The organism is Rhodococcus sp. JVH1 (genome assembly GCF_000280725.2).
GTDB lineage: Bacteria > Actinomycetota > Actinomycetes > Mycobacteriales > Mycobacteriaceae > Rhodococcus_F > Rhodococcus_F jostii_A.
Window position 1 is genome coordinate 789,628 of record NZ_CP166290.1, and the last position, 15,207, is coordinate 804,834.

General features: G+C 67.1%; 15 protein-coding genes. 11 read left to right on the forward strand and 4 right to left on the reverse strand.

The window, feature by feature from the left end:
* Positions 1–771: 771 nt before the first annotated feature.
* Complete coding sequence (locus JVH1_RS41180; RefSeq protein WP_009480799.1) at positions 772–918, reverse strand: hypothetical protein; 147 nt, start codon at positions 916–918, stop codon at positions 772–774.
* A 1,254-nt stretch (positions 919–2,172) separates the two neighbouring features.
* Here JVH1_RS41180 and JVH1_RS41185 point away from each other — a divergent pair.
* The 4 genes from JVH1_RS41185 to JVH1_RS41200 all read left to right on the forward strand — a co-directional run bounded on the left by JVH1_RS41185 (position 2,173) and on the right by JVH1_RS41200 (position 5,887).
* Entirely contained in the window at positions 2,173–3,408 is a 1,236-nt protein-coding gene (locus JVH1_RS41185; protein ID WP_009480797.1) for a histone-like nucleoid-structuring protein Lsr2, read from the forward strand.
* A 362-nt stretch (positions 3,409–3,770) separates the two neighbouring features.
* On the forward strand, positions 3,771–4,508 hold the full coding sequence (locus tag JVH1_RS41190; RefSeq protein WP_009480795.1) for a hypothetical protein: 738 nt from the start codon (positions 3,771–3,773) through the stop codon (positions 4,506–4,508).
* A 4-nt stretch (positions 4,509–4,512) separates the two neighbouring features.
* Complete coding sequence (locus JVH1_RS41195) at positions 4,513–4,950, forward strand: hypothetical protein (RefSeq protein WP_009480794.1); 438 nt, start codon at positions 4,513–4,515, stop codon at positions 4,948–4,950.
* 622 nt (positions 4,951–5,572) lie between these two features.
* Complete coding sequence (locus JVH1_RS41200) at positions 5,573–5,887, forward strand: PASTA domain-containing protein (RefSeq protein ID WP_009480792.1); 315 nt, start codon at positions 5,573–5,575, stop codon at positions 5,885–5,887.
* On the opposite strand, the gene JVH1_RS41205 is transcribed toward JVH1_RS41200, so the two are convergent.
* Positions 5,884–6,885, reverse strand: a complete 1,002-nt coding sequence (locus tag JVH1_RS41205; RefSeq protein WP_371113093.1) for an IS481 family transposase — start codon at positions 6,883–6,885, stop codon at positions 5,884–5,886. The two genes, JVH1_RS41200 and JVH1_RS41205, sit on opposite strands and share 4 nt — an antisense overlap.
* A 181-nt stretch (positions 6,886–7,066) precedes the next feature.
* Here JVH1_RS41205 and JVH1_RS41210 point away from each other — a divergent pair, with 181 nt between their 5' ends.
* The 4 genes from JVH1_RS41210 (at position 7,067) to JVH1_RS41225 (ending at position 10,469) form a co-directional block, all read left to right on the forward strand.
* Positions 7,067–8,443 (forward strand): TrkH family potassium uptake protein, encoded by a 1,377-nt coding sequence (locus JVH1_RS41210; RefSeq protein ID WP_043779577.1) that lies wholly within the window; start codon positions 7,067–7,069, stop codon positions 8,441–8,443.
* On the forward strand, positions 8,436–9,101 hold the full coding sequence (locus tag JVH1_RS41215; protein WP_237735163.1) for a TrkA family potassium uptake protein: 666 nt from the start codon (positions 8,436–8,438) through the stop codon (positions 9,099–9,101). The genes JVH1_RS41210 and JVH1_RS41215 overlap by 8 nt, the downstream gene beginning before the upstream one ends.
* Positions 9,102–9,251: 150 nt before the next feature.
* On the forward strand, positions 9,252–10,319 hold the full coding sequence (locus JVH1_RS41220) for a TrkA family potassium uptake protein (RefSeq protein WP_009475886.1): 1,068 nt from the start codon (positions 9,252–9,254) through the stop codon (positions 10,317–10,319).
* A gap of 21 nt (positions 10,320–10,340) precedes the next feature.
* A complete protein-coding gene (locus tag JVH1_RS41225; protein WP_009475885.1) occupies positions 10,341–10,469 on the forward strand; it encodes a hypothetical protein in 129 nt (42 codons plus the stop codon).
* On the opposite strand, the gene JVH1_RS41230 is transcribed toward JVH1_RS41225, so the two are convergent.
* Positions 10,466–10,651, reverse strand: a complete 186-nt coding sequence (locus tag JVH1_RS41230) for a hypothetical protein (RefSeq protein ID WP_009475884.1) — start codon at positions 10,649–10,651, stop codon at positions 10,466–10,468. The two genes, JVH1_RS41225 and JVH1_RS41230, sit on opposite strands and share 4 nt — an antisense overlap.
* A 393-nt stretch (positions 10,652–11,044) precedes the next feature.
* Between JVH1_RS41230 and JVH1_RS41235 the strand changes: the two genes are divergently transcribed.
* The gene (locus JVH1_RS41235) at positions 11,045–12,418 is read left to right on the forward strand and encodes a hemolysin family protein (protein ID WP_043779575.1); all 1,374 of its coding nucleotides are present in this window, start codon (positions 11,045–11,047) and stop codon (positions 12,416–12,418) included.
* Positions 12,411–13,427 (forward strand): hemolysin family protein, encoded by a 1,017-nt coding sequence (locus tag JVH1_RS41240; protein ID WP_043779572.1) that lies wholly within the window; start codon positions 12,411–12,413, stop codon positions 13,425–13,427. The genes JVH1_RS41235 and JVH1_RS41240 overlap by 8 nt, the downstream gene beginning before the upstream one ends.
* A 46-nt stretch (positions 13,428–13,473) precedes the next feature.
* On the opposite strand, the gene JVH1_RS41245 is transcribed toward JVH1_RS41240, so the two are convergent.
* Positions 13,474–13,629: a hypothetical protein gene (locus JVH1_RS41245; protein WP_167332379.1), complete on the reverse strand. Its 156-nt coding sequence runs from the start codon at positions 13,627–13,629 to the stop codon at positions 13,474–13,476.
* Between the two features lie 227 nt (positions 13,630–13,856).
* On the opposite strand from JVH1_RS41245, the gene JVH1_RS41250 reads away from it, so the two are divergent.
* Positions 13,857–15,188, forward strand: a complete 1,332-nt coding sequence (locus JVH1_RS41250; protein WP_009475881.1) for a hemolysin family protein — start codon at positions 13,857–13,859, stop codon at positions 15,186–15,188.
* The last annotated feature ends 19 nt before the right edge of the window (positions 15,189–15,207 follow it).

A 15,207-nucleotide genomic window follows, 5' to 3' on the forward strand; every position in this document is an offset into this window, starting at 1 on the left:
GATCGGGTCGACGCCACGGCCACAGTGCGTGTCGGTGCGGTGATGCCTGGGCTCGACATCGGTGGGGACCGGGACGAACCCGGATGATCCACACTCGGTCACCTCTAATGAGGTGGCGAACGGTGTGCACTTGATGGTAGCGACACGGCGAATGATACCGAAGGGTATCGCTCGAAAGTAACTGGCGTCACATCCACCGTCTCGTTCGCCAGCGTCGCCGACGACCGTTAGGCGCCGGATCCACCTCTTCCGCAGGATTCAGATGTTCCCCGAGCGGCTTGGTGTGCAATTCGGCTCTTCTCCGACGGTGCGGCTGCCTGTCCGGGTCGGCAACGGGACGGCGTACCCGCCGCTCCGATAGACGTTCGGCTTTCGTTCGGTTGCCGATCGTGTGAAGCTGTTGCAGGGGGAGTGGGAGCGGTCCGGCGCTCGCCCAACGTTTCGTCCAGGAGGAACTGACGGTCGAGTTCACCTCGGTAACCAGCATCGGTGAGGGGAAGTATCTGCCCGTGGGCAGGTCGCCGTCGACGGCAACCCGCGTGGTGACGTGGTCCCGGTGACGTTCGTCGCCGAGGACGGTATCTGGAAGATCGCCCGCAGTTGGGCCTGCCCAATCACCGGAGCCTGTTAGCGAACTCCACGTCGGTCCGGTGACCGGTCAGCGATCCCAGAAAAAGCGTGGGAAACAGGGTCGCAGGCCCGCCGTCTCGTCCGACAGCCGCGGACGGGGCATCGAGATTCTCGCCATGTTGTCCGCGTTTGCTGGATCGGCTACGTATCCGGTTGAATCCAGTGCACCGTGCCACGAGTACGCACATCGAGATCACGCGTGCCGTCCGGAGACTGCTCGGTGAGTTCGACGACGGCGACCCATTCGGTGTCGTCGGCGCCGTGCGGGGACCGCCGCCACTGCGGCATACCTCGATACTCAGCTGCCGCCGGGGATGATTCCCGCCCGCGAAAGCTGGCCCATTACATCGATCAGCCAGGAAGTTACTGTGGGCGGAAAATGGGGACCAGAAGTTCCAGCTGTCTCCCGTCAGATGAATGAAGTTGTCCATCTCGATCCTTCTCCGAGCAGTAGCTGGCGGTGTCGTTGGGATCACAGCCCACGATAATCGGCATCCGACGGCCGACAGCTCAAAACAACAATCGGAAGGGAGCGGCACGCCAGCGCAACGATGAATTCGTCGTCGGCTAATGGGTGTTCGACTTCGTCGAGCATGCTCCTGATCAGGACGCTTACATCTGCGGCTGCGGCTGCGGTGGCCGTGAGCACCATCCATAACTTGTTCGGCAAACCCCCATGTGGATCCGGCGGAGCGGAGTATTGGACGCTCAGCCGTTGAAGATGCGATGGGGGAGATCCCCGATCGAGTGGTGGAGCTAAAGGGGGCGGGCTGAGAGTGAGCATCGAAGGCGACGACCAGACGCCGGAAGCCTGCTCGATAAGCACGGTCCACCGGTTCGTGGCGTCCTCGGGTACCACAGCCGCACTGTTCGCGCACGACCAGCCCGACCGGTATGAGCGGGGGCATGATTCTCAGGATCGGTGAGTTCAGCTCGTCTATAGCAGTATTTCATTGCGGGATGGCTCTGGAGATCTTCAGGCGTAGCGCCGGCTTGTTCCCGCGTCGTAGAGGGCGGTCTCGGTCAACTGTGCCTGTCAATAGCCCGCACCGGGACGAGGTCGGCACCTAACGGACGCGGACCCGCTCGACTTACTTGCCCGGGAGGCGAGCGGCGATCGCTGACCGGTCACTGATCTTGATTATCCTGGCTCGCAATTGAGTGGCGCTGTCTGGATCAGGGTTCACTCGAGGAAACACACAGATGCATATTCCTACGTGATAGACACACGGATCGAGAATCGCTGATCCGGAATCGGAGAAACTAGGCCTGACGGATACCGCCTGCCCTATAGCGCAATCCCAACTTTGCTCTATCGTGCTGCGGCAACCAAAGTTATTGACTACCAATCGTATTCGCACTCTTACTGCCTCAAGACTGGTGCGTCGCGAGTGGGACTCCAGGAAGATCGTGTCGGCATGCCAGATCGGCGATGGGTTGGGAACGATGACCTGTCAGTTCGGGAGAGTTTCCTGATTACCGGGAGTGCCCGCCTGCCGTTACTGTGTGCGTTCGACGGTTGCCCAGCGAAGAAGGAGACACATGGCGATATCACCGAGGGGTTCTGACAGTTCGGCGAAGAAGACAACCAAAGAGATTCGTGAGTGGGCGATCGGGGAGGGTCGCGAGGTGTCCTTGCGCGGCCGGATTTCGGCCGAGATCGAGCAGGCCTTCTATGACGCTCAGCCGAAGAAGGTTCAGGCGAAAGCGGCGCCGGTAAAGAAGACGGCCGCGACAAAGACGGCTGTGAAGAAGCTGGTCGCGGCGACGACTGCGGGAAAGCGGGCGAAGGCTCCGGTGACGTCGGCGACGACGAGCACGCCTCCGGCGACGAAGACAGCCGCCAACAAAGCGGCCGCGATGAAAAAAGCTTCGACGAAGTCGGTTGCGGAGAAGACGGCTGTGAAGAAGCCGGTCGCGGCGAAGGCGCCGACGGCGGGGGAAGTGGTGAGTAAGGCTCCGGCGAAGAAGTCTTCGAGGGAGATTCGTGAGTGGGCGCTCGGGGCGGGTCATGAGGTGTCTTCGCGTGGCCGAATTCCGGTCGAGATTCAGCAGGCCTTCCATGAGGCTCAGGCGAAGCAGATTCAGGCAAAGGCGGCGCCAGTAAAGAAGGTAGCCGCGAAGAATGCAGCCGCGACGAAGGCAGCTGTCAGGAACCCGGCCGCGGCGACGGCTCGGGCGAAGAAGGCTCAGGCTGTAACGGCTCCGGCGACGAACACGGCCGTGAAGAAGACGGCCGTGAAGAAGACGGTCTCGGCGAAGGCGCCGACGGCGGGGGAAGTGGTGAGTAAGGCTCCGGCGAAGAAGTCGTCGAGGGAGATTCGTGAGTGGGCGCTCGGGGCGGGTCATGAGGTGTCTTCGCGTGGCCGAATTCCGGCCGAGATTCAGCAAGCTTTCCATGAAGCTCAGGCGAAGCACGTTCGGGCAAAGGCGGCGCCGGTAAAGAAGGCCGCCGCGAAGAAGACCGCCGCGAGGGTTCTGGTGAAGCCGGCGACGGCGATCACGGCTCCCACGACGAAGACGGCCGCGAAGAAGACAGCCGCGACCAAGGCGGGGGAGAAGAAAAGAGTTGGGGATACGTCGGCCGGGAAGAAGCCGGTCGCGGCGAAAGTGCCGGCGGCGAGGGAAGTGGTGAGCAAAGCTCCGGCGAGCAAGTCGTCGAGGGAGATTCGTGAGTGGGCGATCGGGGCGGGTCATGAGGTGTCCTCGCGTGGCCGAATTCCGTCCGAGATCCAGCGAGCTTTCCGTGACGCTCAGGCGGAGAAACCGGTCGCGTGAGTTGCAATATCGTCCCGGTGCGCATCGTGGACATCCTGTCGCGAAGGCCATGATCCGGTGGGAATCATGGCCTTCGGCGCCATGCGCTGGGCGGTGGTCCGCGTCAGCGGTGCCGGCGTACGGGGCGGGGTGATCGCGCACGGCGCCGGGTCTTCGCGGGCACGGACGAGGTGACCGTCGATCCCCGCCCCGCCCCTCCGTGCCCGTCCGCTCGGTGCGAGACCCGCCGGTGAGAACTGTGAGGGGAATAGGCGGCACACTCACTGGCCTCAGTCTGGGCCGCTGGGCTGGGGCATCGACGGATCGACCACTCGAAGGTACGATAGGTACGTAGTTGCAAGAATCGTACCTGGGAGGGTGGGATGAGTGCCGAAGCGTTCTCCTCTGGACCTGCTCCTGCCATCGACCCGGTGGTGGTGGCGCGGATGTCCGAGTCGATCCGCGTCGAGGGGCTCGAGCGGGCGCTGGGTACCTATTTCGCCGAGTTCCGCCTCGCCCTGGTGCAGGCAGGCGGAAACGCCCCGGAGCCCGGGCCCCGCGCGGGTCGGCGCGGTACCGAACCGACAGCGCTGGGGGCAGAGGAGGCGGGCGGGGACGTGGTCACCGCGCTCACCCGGTTTTCCGCGGCCGCCCTGTCACAGACGGAGCGGTTGCAGCTCGCGCAGTCACTGATCGCGACCGTCACCGACGCCGACGCCGTCTCGCCGCTGGCCACGGCCCGCAGGTCGGTCCTCGACGCCCTCGAGGTGATCGACTCGAAGGAGGTCGCCACGATTCTGGCGCCGACCAGTGAGCCGATCCGCAGCGTCGCACAGAAACGCCGGAAGGCGGGGGAGTTGATCGGGTTGCCGATCGGCGCCCGCCCGGACTACCGGTACCCGCTGTTCCAGTTCGACCGGGCACGCCACCAGATTTATGACCTGGTGAAGTACGCGAACCGGCGACTCGCGGTGGCGGACGACCCGTACGGTGCGGCGTCGTGGTGGCTGACCGCCACCGACATCCTCGACGGCCGCAGCCCCCTCGAGGACCTCGAGGCCGGCGAGCTGACCGAAATCGCGATCGACAACGTCCTCGACGTTGCACGCCGAGGCATGTGAGCGGGTGCGAACGTGCAACGGCGCACCCGCGCACACCGACACCATTGCGGCCGGCACCGAGTTGTGGCGGATCCACCGCACCGACAGCTCCTTCCCGCCGAACAGCTTCAACTCCGCCGCCATCGCCCCGCTCGCGGACGGCTTGACGATCAACACCCGCACCATGCGGGTACCGCGGCAGGGCCGGTTCGACCCGGTCCACGACGACCGCGTCTGCCCCGGCGGATCACTGGTCGGTGGCTACCTGTACGTCGGGTTGTCGGTGGGTGCGGTGGTCGCCGAGGGGATCCTGCGCGGTACCGACATCCCCAAGACCGGAATGCTCTCCGACACAGCGCTCGCCGAAGTGTCGCTCACCCGGATGCTCGCCACCCCCGGCGACGGTATCGGCCGAATACGTGCACTCCACCACGAACAGGGACATGTTCTCGCTCTCCGGTGAACGGCAATGCCCTCAACCTTGGCGTCATAGCCGATCAGGGCGTATTTCCCATCGAACAGACGTGGCAACGGGCAGGCGGTGAACAGGGTCGGAAGGCTCGAAAATCCGGATCCGGCTCACTGGTCGAGGCCGCCGCCCGGGTCCACCGCACCCCAATACCGGGTCCGCAGTTCCGGTGCGCAGTGCGGGCAGACCGGGAAGATCACCGGGTGCGCGGAGAATGGGTCGCCGGGGTGGACGGTCCACCCGTCGGCGTCGGTGGAGTCGGTCAGGATCGTCGCGCCGCAGCGGCAGCAGCACCAAGCATCGGGCTTCCCACGCGGGTTGGGGTCGCAGTCCGCCGCTCATCACCCCCAGTGTCCACGGACAGCCGGGGTGTGGCGTATCCCAGGCAGGGGTCAGGTCGGACCGGCGCTTGTCCACGCGGATTCCGTCGACCACCGCCGATCGACGATCTCCACCCGAGCCTGTCGAACCGGTGCAACACACAGTGCGGTGTCCGCTCGGAGAGCGACGCCGACGGCGAGTACGTCGGCGATTGCGGTCGTCGTCGTTGTCGATACACGTATCGTCGACTGTGCACACTGTTCCCTCCGGTTTCGCGGCGAGGTGGTGACACCCGATGTTTCGACGCCATCGTGACCTCGTGGTGGTCCCCAACGTCATCGGTATGTCCCCCTCGAAGGCCAGGCGTGCGGCCGACCACGCCGGTCTCTGGCTACGCGGTCCCGAAGCGGACGCCGGGCCACTAGGCAAGTCCGACCTGCCCACCGGGGTGATCACGGCACAAGCACCCACACCAGGCTCACTGGTCGACCCTGGTTCCGCGCTGGCCGTGTGGATCGACAGAAATGACGACGGAGGCGGCGGGATGCGCGAGCCACGCAGACCGCTGCCCGACCCGAAAGGCAATAAGGCTGTCTTCGACGTGCACTAGCTGTATGAGGCCATAACGTTGGTGACACCGGCGTGGAGCTTGCTCGCGGGTGGCCGGTTTCCGGCGGCAGTGTGAGGTCGATGGTAGTTGTAGTGCACGTTCCACACTTCGAGAGCTTGTGAGCGCTGCTGCTCGCTGGTCCAGGTTCGGGCGTAGAGGAACTCCTCGGACAGGATCCGGTTGTAGCGCTCGACCTTGCCATTGTGCCGTGGGGTGTATGGGTTGATCCGCTGGTGGCGCGCGCCGTGCAGGACCTTGGCGAAGTCTTTCGCGCGGTAGCATGAGCCGTTGTCGGTGACGATCCGATTGATGTGGCCGATGCCGTGTGCAGCGAAGAACACCCGGGCTCGATGCATGAATCCGATTGCTGTGGAGGCTTTCTCATCGGTCAAAGCCTCGGTGTAGGCAAGGCGGGAGAACCCGTCGACGGCGGAGTGCAGGTATACGTATCCGGCGCGGGCTCCGGCAGCCTTGGCGCGTTCGACGGCCTTCGCCTGGTCAGAGCCCTTGCCGTGGGCACGCCAGCCACCGCCTTCCGGTATCCGCCCGACCTTCTTCACGTCCACGTGCACCATGTGCCCCGGCCAGCGGGCGACGATTCGCCTTGGTTCACGGTTGCTCTCACCGGTGGGGTCGAGGAACTTGCGCCGGTTCAGTCCGAGGAGGGCCAGGTGTCGGCTGACGGTGCGCACGGATATCGCGGTGCCATCACTGCTCAGTTCGTGGGCGATGCGGCGGGCCGACCATTTCTTGTCGCGGCGCAGCTTCTCGATCCGTGCCACCACCGAGGTGGGGGTGGCGGTCGGTTGGTGGTGGGGCACGCTCGGGCGATCCAGCAGTCCCAGTTCCCCGAACTCGCGGAAGCGGGTTACCCATTTGCTGGCGCAGGCGCGGGAGATGCCCATCTCGGCGGCGACGTGGGCGATGGGACGGGTCTGGCAACGTTCGACGAGTCGGCGGCGGCCTTCGACGGACAGCGGCGCGTTACGGTGGAGCACGGACGGGTTCTTCCTGTCGGCGGATGCGTTGGTGGTACTTCTCATCCTGCCGTCGGAAGGCCCGTCCCCTTCGCTCAGCCTATGCTCCGCCGGGCGTCTACAACGTCATGACCCGCAACAACTAGCTGCGCGGCGCCATTCGAACACTACGGAGTCGGCGTCCGGGTCTACTCTCCTCTTCGTGACTTCACGCACCGGCGCGCCCGGCTCCCCGCTGCGCTGGACGGCGGCACGGGTGACCCTGACCCCGGTCCGGGTGGTGGCCCTGGGTTTCGCGACGGCGATCGCGGTCGGCACCGGCCTGCTCCTGATTCCGGCGGCGAGTCAACCGGGAATGGACACCGGCGTGATCGACGCCGTGTTCACCTCGACGTCGGCGATGTGCCTGACCGGGCTCGTCGTGGTCGACACCCCCACCCACTGGTCGGGGTTCGGCCAGGGCGTCATCCTGGGTCTGATCCAGGCCGGCGGCTTCGGGATCATGACGATGGCGTCGCTGGTCGGGCTGATGCTCGCGAACCGGATCGGGCTGCGGGCCCGGCTCAACGCCGCCGCCGAGGTCCGGGCCTCCGGGCTCGGGGACGTGCGCAGCGTCGTCGTCGGCGTCGTCCGGGTCAGCATCCTCATCGAGGCTGTCACCGCGCTGTGCCTGGCAATGAGGTTCGCGGTCGGCTACGACGAGCCGCCCGGCCGGGCCCTGTGGTTGGGGGTGTTCCACTCGATCTCGGCGTTCAACAACGCCGGATTCGCCCTGTACAGCGACAACATCATCGGATTCGCCGACGACCCGTGGATCTGCGTGCCGTTGCTGGCCGCGGTGATCCTCGGCGGCATCGGCTTTCCGGTGCTGTTCGAGGTGGGCCGGCGGGTCCGCGGCACCACCTCCGGACGGTGGAGCCTGCACACCCGGCTGACCGTCACGGTCACCGCGGTGCTGCTGGTGGCCGGGCCGGCGCTGGTGCTGGCCCTCGAGTGGGGCTACACCCTGCGCCACCACGATCTCGGAGCGAAGCTACTGGTGGCCGCATTCCAGGGCATCATGCCCCGCACCGCCGGCTTCAACAGCGTCGACTACGCCCAGATGGATCCTGCGACCCTGCTGGTGACGGACGTGCTGATGTTCATCGGCGGCGGCAGCGGCGGCACCGCCGGCGGCATCAAGGTCACCACCTTCGCGCTGTTGCTGTTCGCGATCGTCGCCGAGGTCCGCGGCGATCGGTCGGTGACCATCTTCGACCGCCGGATCGCACCGCGGGTGCAGCGGCAGGCACTGTCGGTGGCGCTCATCGGTGTCGCCCTGGTGATGGTCCCGACGATCGTGCTGCTCGCCGGCACCCACTTCGACCTGAACGTGCTGCTGTTCGAGGTGACCTCCGCGTTCGCGACGGTGGGCCTGTCCACCGGCATCACCGCGCAACTCCCGGACTGGGGTCAGTTGATCCTGGTGCTGCTGATGTATCTGGGCCGCATCGGCTCGATCACCCTGGTCAGCGCGCTCGCCGCCCGGCAGCGGGACCGACGCTACGAACTCCCCGAAGAAAGGCCCTTCATTGGCTAGGAAACCGTCCTCCGACGTCGTGGTGGTGCTGGGGCTGGGCCGGTTCGGCACGGCCCTCGCCCTCGAGCTGATGGAGCAGGGCACCGAGGTACTCGGCATCGACGCGAGTGAGGCGGTGGTGCAAAAGATCTCGCACCGTCTCACCCACGCCGCGGTCGCCGACACCACCGACGAGGAATCGCTGCGGCAACTGTCGGTGCACGACTACGACCGGGCCGTCGTCGGGATCGGCTCCGACCTCGAGGCCAGCCTGCTCACCGCGTCGGCGCTGATCAACCTGTCGGTGCCGAACGTGTGGGCCAAGGCGATCAGCAACGCGCACGCCAAGATTCTCCGGCAGATCGGTGTCGAGCACGTCGTGCGGCCCGAGCACGACATGGGCAAGCGGGTGGCGCACCTTGTGCGGGGCCGGATGATGGATTACATCGAATTCGACGACGGCTTCGCCATGGTCAAAACCGTCCCGCCCGCGACCGTGGTCGGCAAACGCCTCGGCGAGACCACCGTCCGCTCCACGTACGGGGTCACCGTCGTCGCGATCAAACGCCCCGGCGAAGATTTCACCTACGCCACCGCGGACACCGTCATCGAACCCGGTGACACCATCATCGTCTCCGGCCAGGTCCGCGACACCGAACGATTCAGCGAACTGACCTGACCTCGCGTCGTTACCCGCCCACTCCCCGGCCTGATCGAAACGGGGACGAGAACGTTGCGAAGGCCCCGATGGTCCGGTGGTGAGTTGACGGCAGCTGTCGGCGCGTAGGCTCCGCCGCGAGGCCGGCGACGAGAACGAGGTGATCGAGCGATGCGCGGTAGCTTGCGCGCGCGGCTGAGCCGGTCCGACGTGCTCACCGAACGCCCCGATTTCGCGCTGGTCGGAATCCTGCGGGTGCCGCAGCTGCACCGCAGTCCCGTGCGGGCCATCACCCGGCGGATCGGGTACGCGCTCGCCGCCCTGGCCGCGGTGGTGCTGATCGTGTATCTCGGCCGCGACGGCTACCGCGACGTGCAGGAGAACCCGCTCTCGCTGCTCGATTGCCTCTACTACGCAACGGTGTCGCTGTCGACCACCGGCTACGGGGACATCACCCCGATCACCGCACAGGCGCGGCTGGTCAACATCCTCGTCGTCACGCCGCTGCGGATCTTCTTCCTCATCGTCCTGGTCGGCACCACCCTCGCCGCGCTGACCGAGACCTCCCGCCAGAGCTACAAGATTCAACGCTGGCGGCGCCGCACCCACGACCACACCGTCGTCGTCGGGTACGGCACCAAGGGCCGCGCCGCCGTCGCCGCGATGCTCGGTGATGGCGTCGACCCCGCGAACATCGTGATCGTCGATACCGATCCGGCGGTGCTCGACACCGCAACCGGGCAGGGGTTGGTGACCGTGCACGGGTCGGCGACGCAGTCGGACGTGCTGCGGCTGGCCGGTGCCCGGCACGCGGCGTCGATTGTCGTGGCCACCAGTCGCGACGACACCGCGGTGCTGGTGACGCTCACCGCGCGCGAACTCGCACCGGACGTGAAGATCGTCGCCTCGGTTCGCGAAGCCGACAATGCGCACCTGCTGCGCCGGTCGGGCGCCGACACCGTGGTCGTCTCCTCCGAGACGGCGGGCCGGTTGCTCGGCGCGTCCACCACCACCCCGAACGTGGTGGACATCATCGAGGACCTGCTCACCCCGGAGACCGGCTTCGCGATCGCCGAACGCGCCGTCGAGTTCGGCGAGGTCGGCGAGTTACCGGAGCAGCTGCCGGACATCGTCCTCGGTGTGGTGCGCGACGGACGGTTGCTGCGCAGCGGAACACCCGACGTGGCTGCAATCGAGGCCGGTGACATCCTGCTCTACATCCGGCAGGTGACCGACTGACCGACGACGAACACTTGGTGGATGCCCGTGCGCCCTTGCGGGAGCGGTGTGGGTGGCGTTCTGGCCGCCGATGATCGGCGTCGCCGCCGGGTGTCCTGCTGCTGCTCGGTGCCGTGGCTGATCATGCTGGTGGATACGACCGGAGCCTAGGAACGGTTCACACAGACCTTGATTCGGATCGCGCTGGGGGGCACGGCGAGGTGTGCGGCGATGAGGTCGGGTGCGTCGGCTTCGGCGTCGGCCAGGCGCCAGGTGTGGCCGGCGATGCCGAACTCGGGTACCTCGAGTAACCACGACTGGCCGTCCCGGGTCACCTGCACGGTGTAGGTCATCGCGCGACCGCCTCCCTTTCCGGGCAGTCGGCGGCCAGGTCGGCCCGTCTTCTGCCGTTGTTGTCAATGGTGCGAGTTCGTCCCCAGCCACCGTCACCGGTGGGGCACCGGTGTGCAACTCGAGCCGAAGGAGTGCCACATCGCGGCACGCAGCGAACGAAGCGCCTCCGGGAGCAGGTGGCACTTGTGTGGAGAGCGGGCGTTCGGGGACCCCGCCCGCAGACCGGATTGTAAAGAACCCTTTACCATTGGGTCGTCGTCCTGGTAGCGACGTTCGTGTCCCCGAATTGCAGAGAGAGTTATGAGCAGCGCTTCGCGCAAACGCAAACCTCGAAGACCCCGCCCGCCCCGTGCTGCTGATCGCAGCCCCATCACCCGGTTGCGGGTGAGCAGATGGTGACCATCGTTGTGAGCATCATGTTCGGGATCCTGGTCGTGGTCGCCATCACCGCGGTGACCGGGTATTTCGTGGCCCAGGAATTCGCCTACATGGCGGTGGACCGCTCGCGGCTGAAGGCCCGCGCCGAGGCCGGTGACACCGCCGCGGCCCGGGCGCTGACAGTCACCCGGCGCACCTCGTTCATGCTCTCCGGTGCCCAGCTCGGCATCACCGTCACCGGCCTGCTGGTCGGTTACGTCGCCGAACCTCTGATCGGCCGCGGCCTCGGGGAACTCCTCGGCGGCGTCGGGGTCCCGACCGCGGTCGGGATCGGGGTCGGCGCGATCCTCGCGATCGGGTTCTCCACCTTCGTCCAGATGGTCTTCGGTGAGCTGTTCCCGAAGAACCTGGCCATTGCCCGTCCGGAACCGGTGGCCCGCTGGCTGGCCCTGTCGACCACCCTGTATCTGAGGCTGTTCGGCTGGTTGATCCGGCTGTTCGACCAGTCGTCGAACCTGCTGCTGCGGGCGCTGCGGATCGAGCCGGTGCACGACGTCGAGCATTCGGCGACCGCGCGCGATCTCGCGCACATCGTCGCGCAGTCCCGCGCTACCGGTGAGTTGCCGAAGGAGTTGTCCACCCTGCTCGACCGCATTCTCGATTTCCCCACCGAGACGGCCGAGCACGCCATGATCCCGCGCGCACACGTGGACACCGTCCGCGCCGCCGAGCCGCTGTCCGCGGTGCTCGACCGGATGGGCTCCGGGCACACCCGCTACCCCGTCGTCGGTGAGAGCTCGGACGACCTGCATGGGGTGATCCACCTGCACGACCTCCTGGGTGCCGAGCCGACTGGGACCGCGGGGTCGCGGTGCCGGCCGCCGGTGATCGTGCCCGCCTCGCTGCCGCTGCCGCAGGTCCTCGCCCAGCTGACCGAGAGGAAGGAGGAGATGGCCCTGGTCATCGACGAGTACGGCGGATTCGCCGGAATCGTCACGATCGAGGATCTCGCGGAGGAACTGGTCGGGGAGATCGCCGACGAGCACGACCCCGCCAACACCAGCACGGTGATCGGGTCCGCCGCCGACGGCTGGACGGTTCCCGGAGGGCTGCATCTGGACGAGGTCGAACGCATCGTCGGGCACCCCGTGCCGGACGGGGATTACGAGACGCTCGCCGGGCTGGTGATCGCCCATTTCGGCGGTCTGCCCCGCATGGGAGACACCGTGGACATCCCGCTCGCGCCCGACCCGGCCGACCTGATCGCCGACGACGATCCCCCACGCCGGTACCTCACCGCGCAGGTTCGCGGGGTCGCCAATCGGGTGCCGTCCTCGGTGTCCGTCACCGTTCACGTCGAACAGCAAGGATGGTCGGCCGATGAGTAGTCCGTGGATCGTCTTGGTCGTCACGGTCGGGCTGATCGCGGCCAGCGCGTTCTTCGTCGCGGTCGAGTTCGCGCTCATCGCGGCCCGCCGGCACCGGCTCGAGGACGCCGCACTCAGCAGCCGGGCGGCCCGAGCCGCGTTGCGCAGCGCGTCGGAGCTGTCGGTGCTGCTGGCCGGCTCCCAGCTCGGCATCACGGTCTGCACCCTCGCGCTCGGTGCAATCACCAAACCCGCGGTGCACCACTGGCTCACCCCGGCCTTCGAGGGATGGGGCGCCCCGCTGTGGGCGGCGGACATCGCCGGGTTCGTCCTCGCCCTGATCGTCGTCACCTTCCTGCACCTGGTCGTCGGGGAGATGGCGCCGAAGTCGTGGGCGATCGCGCACCCGGAGAAATCGGCGACGATGTTGGCGATCCCGATGCGCGGGTTCATGTGGGCCACCCGCCCCGCACTGAACGCGCTGAACCGGATGGCGAACTGGTGCCTGGTCAAGGTCGGGGTGACCCCGGTCGACCAGGTCGGCTCCGGTCAGGACTCCGACACACTGCGGCACCTGGTGGAGCACTCGGCGACGGTGGGCACCCTCGACGAGCGCTACCACGGTCAGTTGACCAGCGCCTTGGAACTCGAGGCTGTGACCGTCGGGGAGATGGTGCGGCCGAACCCGGCACCGTCCAGTGTCCCCCCGGAGGCGACCCCGGCGGAGATCCGCGCGGCCGGGCAACGCAGCGGGCACCTGCGGCTGCTGGTCCGCGGCGACGCTGGCGTCGAGGGCGTGGTGCACGTGCGCGACAGCCTGCACGCGCCGCCGGTGTACACCGCGCGGGCGTTGATGCGGTCGGTGCTCACCCTGCCCGCCACGGCCCCGGTGTACGAGGCGCTGCGCCTGATGCGCGAGACCCGCAGCCACCTGGCGCTCGTCCTCGACGATCACGGTGCGGTGACCGGGCTGCTCACCCTCACCGACGTGCTGCAGCGGCTGCTGCCGGCCGCCGGCGCCGCCGCCTGACCCAGCGGGTCCCTACGCGGCGGGTCCTGACCGAGCGATCTCCCGGTCAGGGCTCGCTGTCGCGGTACAGCCGCCAGAACCACACCCCGCTGCCCAGCAGGCACACCAACCCCGATCCGAGCGCTCCGACCACCACCAGCATCGTGCCCACCGACACCAACGCGACCACACAGGCGATTTGGACCAGAACGGTGAGAGGCACAGACACGAATGTGTCGGAGAACCCGTGTCGGTGCAACAAAGACCGAACACTTTCTTCCTCCCTCGGACCCGCTCCGGCGGACGTCGGCCCACACCTCCCATCCATAATGTCCGATTTGTCCGGTTTCGCCTACACTGAAGCCCACCAGCCGTTCGAGGACTCCTCGCGAGGAGAAGGGACATGGGCCACCGTCACAGACCCCGGCCGCTCCGATCTGGGCGGCTGCGATGAACGACATCGTGGTCAATGCCGGACTGGTCCTGCTTTTTGTGCTGGTCGGTGGCGTGTTCGCCGCCACCGAGATCGCGTTGGTGTCCTTGCGGGAGGGGCAGATCCGTCGCCTCGAGCGGCGCGGGGGCCGCAGCGCCCGCACCGCGGCGTTGGCGCGTAATCCCAACCGGTTCCTGTCCGCGGTGCAGATCGGTGTCACCGTGGCCGGCTTTCTCTCCGCCGCCTACGGCGCCTCCACCATCGCCCCCGCTCTGGTGCCCTCTCTGCAGTCGTGGGGTCTGCCGCCGGCGGCCGCCTCGGCCACTGCACTGATCGGCACCACCGTGCTGATCGCGTATCTGTCGTTGATCCTGGGTGAGTTGGTCCCCAAACGTATTGCCCTGCAACGCTCCACCGAGGTCTCGCTGCTGACGGCGCCCACATTGGACCGGTTCGCCACCGCGATGCGCCCGGTCATCTGGTTGCTGTCGGCCTCCGCCGACCTGCTGGTGCGGCTGGTGGGTGGAGACCCGAAGGCGAAAGGTGAGGCGATCACCCATGAGGAGCTGCGGGATCTGCTGATCGGGCACACCGCGATCGCCGAGAGCGAACGCCGCATCCTCTCGGAGGTCTTCGATGCCGGCCGGCGCTCGCTGGTCGAGGTGATGCGCCCGCGTACCGACGTCGACTTCCTGCCCGCCGACACCCCCCTCGGCCGGGCCCGACAATTGGCGCTGGATGGGGGGCACAGCCGGTATCCGGTCACCGGCGCCTCGTTCGACGACATCGTCGGCTTCGTCCACCTGCGTGACCTGCTGCTCGCCGACGAGTCCGAGGTCACCACGGTGGCCGATGTGTGCCGGCCGGTCCTGCAACTGCCCGCCTCCAAACCCGCCCTGGCCGCGTTGTCGGACATGCGCCGCGACAATCTGCAGATCGCGATCGTCGTCGACGAATACGGCGGCACCGCCGGCATCGTCACCCTCGAGGACATCGTGGAGGAAATCGTCGGCGAGATCGGCGACGAGTACGACGATCCCACGCCGTCGGTGACCGCCCACGGAGTATCGCGTCCACCGGCCCACCAGCAGGTGGATGGGCTCCTGATCATCGAGGACTTCGAGACCGTCACCGGCATCACCCTGCCCGACGGCCCGTACGAGACGGTCGCGGGTTTCTTGCTGCACGAGCTGCAACGGGTGCCGCAACTCGGTGACGGCATCACCTTCGACGGTCACCGGCTCACCGTCAGCGCCGTCGACGGCCGCCGCATCTCCCGGGTCCGCGTCACCCACCCCCGGCCGACCGCGGACACGCGGCGCACGCACGTGGACTCGGAGCGGTCATGAACCGCAACGCCCTCGGTCC

What these genes read in the sequence shown, in the direction of transcription:
- JVH1_RS41180 (WP_009480799.1), bottom strand. Translation starts at nt 918, where the DNA reads ATGCCGCAGTGGCGGCGGTCCCCGCACGGCGCCGACGACACCGAATGG.
- JVH1_RS41185 (WP_009480797.1), top strand. Translation starts at nt 2,173, where the DNA reads ATGGCGATATCACCGAGGGGTTCTGACAGTTCGGCGAAGAAGACAACC.
- JVH1_RS41190 (WP_009480795.1), top strand. Translation starts at nt 3,771, where the DNA reads ATGAGTGCCGAAGCGTTCTCCTCTGGACCTGCTCCTGCCATCGACCCG.
- JVH1_RS41200 (WP_009480792.1), top strand. Translation starts at nt 5,573, where the DNA reads ATGTTTCGACGCCATCGTGACCTCGTGGTGGTCCCCAACGTCATCGGT.
- JVH1_RS41220 (WP_009475886.1), top strand. Translation starts at nt 9,252, where the DNA reads ATGCGCGGTAGCTTGCGCGCGCGGCTGAGCCGGTCCGACGTGCTCACC.
- JVH1_RS41225 (WP_009475885.1), top strand. Translation starts at nt 10,341, where the DNA reads ATGCCCGTGCGCCCTTGCGGGAGCGGTGTGGGTGGCGTTCTGGCCGCC.
- JVH1_RS41230 (WP_009475884.1), bottom strand. Translation starts at nt 10,651, where the DNA reads ATGACCTACACCGTGCAGGTGACCCGGGACGGCCAGTCGTGGTTACTC.
- JVH1_RS41235 (WP_043779575.1), top strand. Translation starts at nt 11,045, where the DNA reads ATGGTGACCATCGTTGTGAGCATCATGTTCGGGATCCTGGTCGTGGTC.
- JVH1_RS41240 (WP_043779572.1), top strand. Translation starts at nt 12,411, where the DNA reads ATGAGTAGTCCGTGGATCGTCTTGGTCGTCACGGTCGGGCTGATCGCG.
- JVH1_RS41250 (WP_009475881.1), top strand. Translation starts at nt 13,857, where the DNA reads ATGAACGACATCGTGGTCAATGCCGGACTGGTCCTGCTTTTTGTGCTG.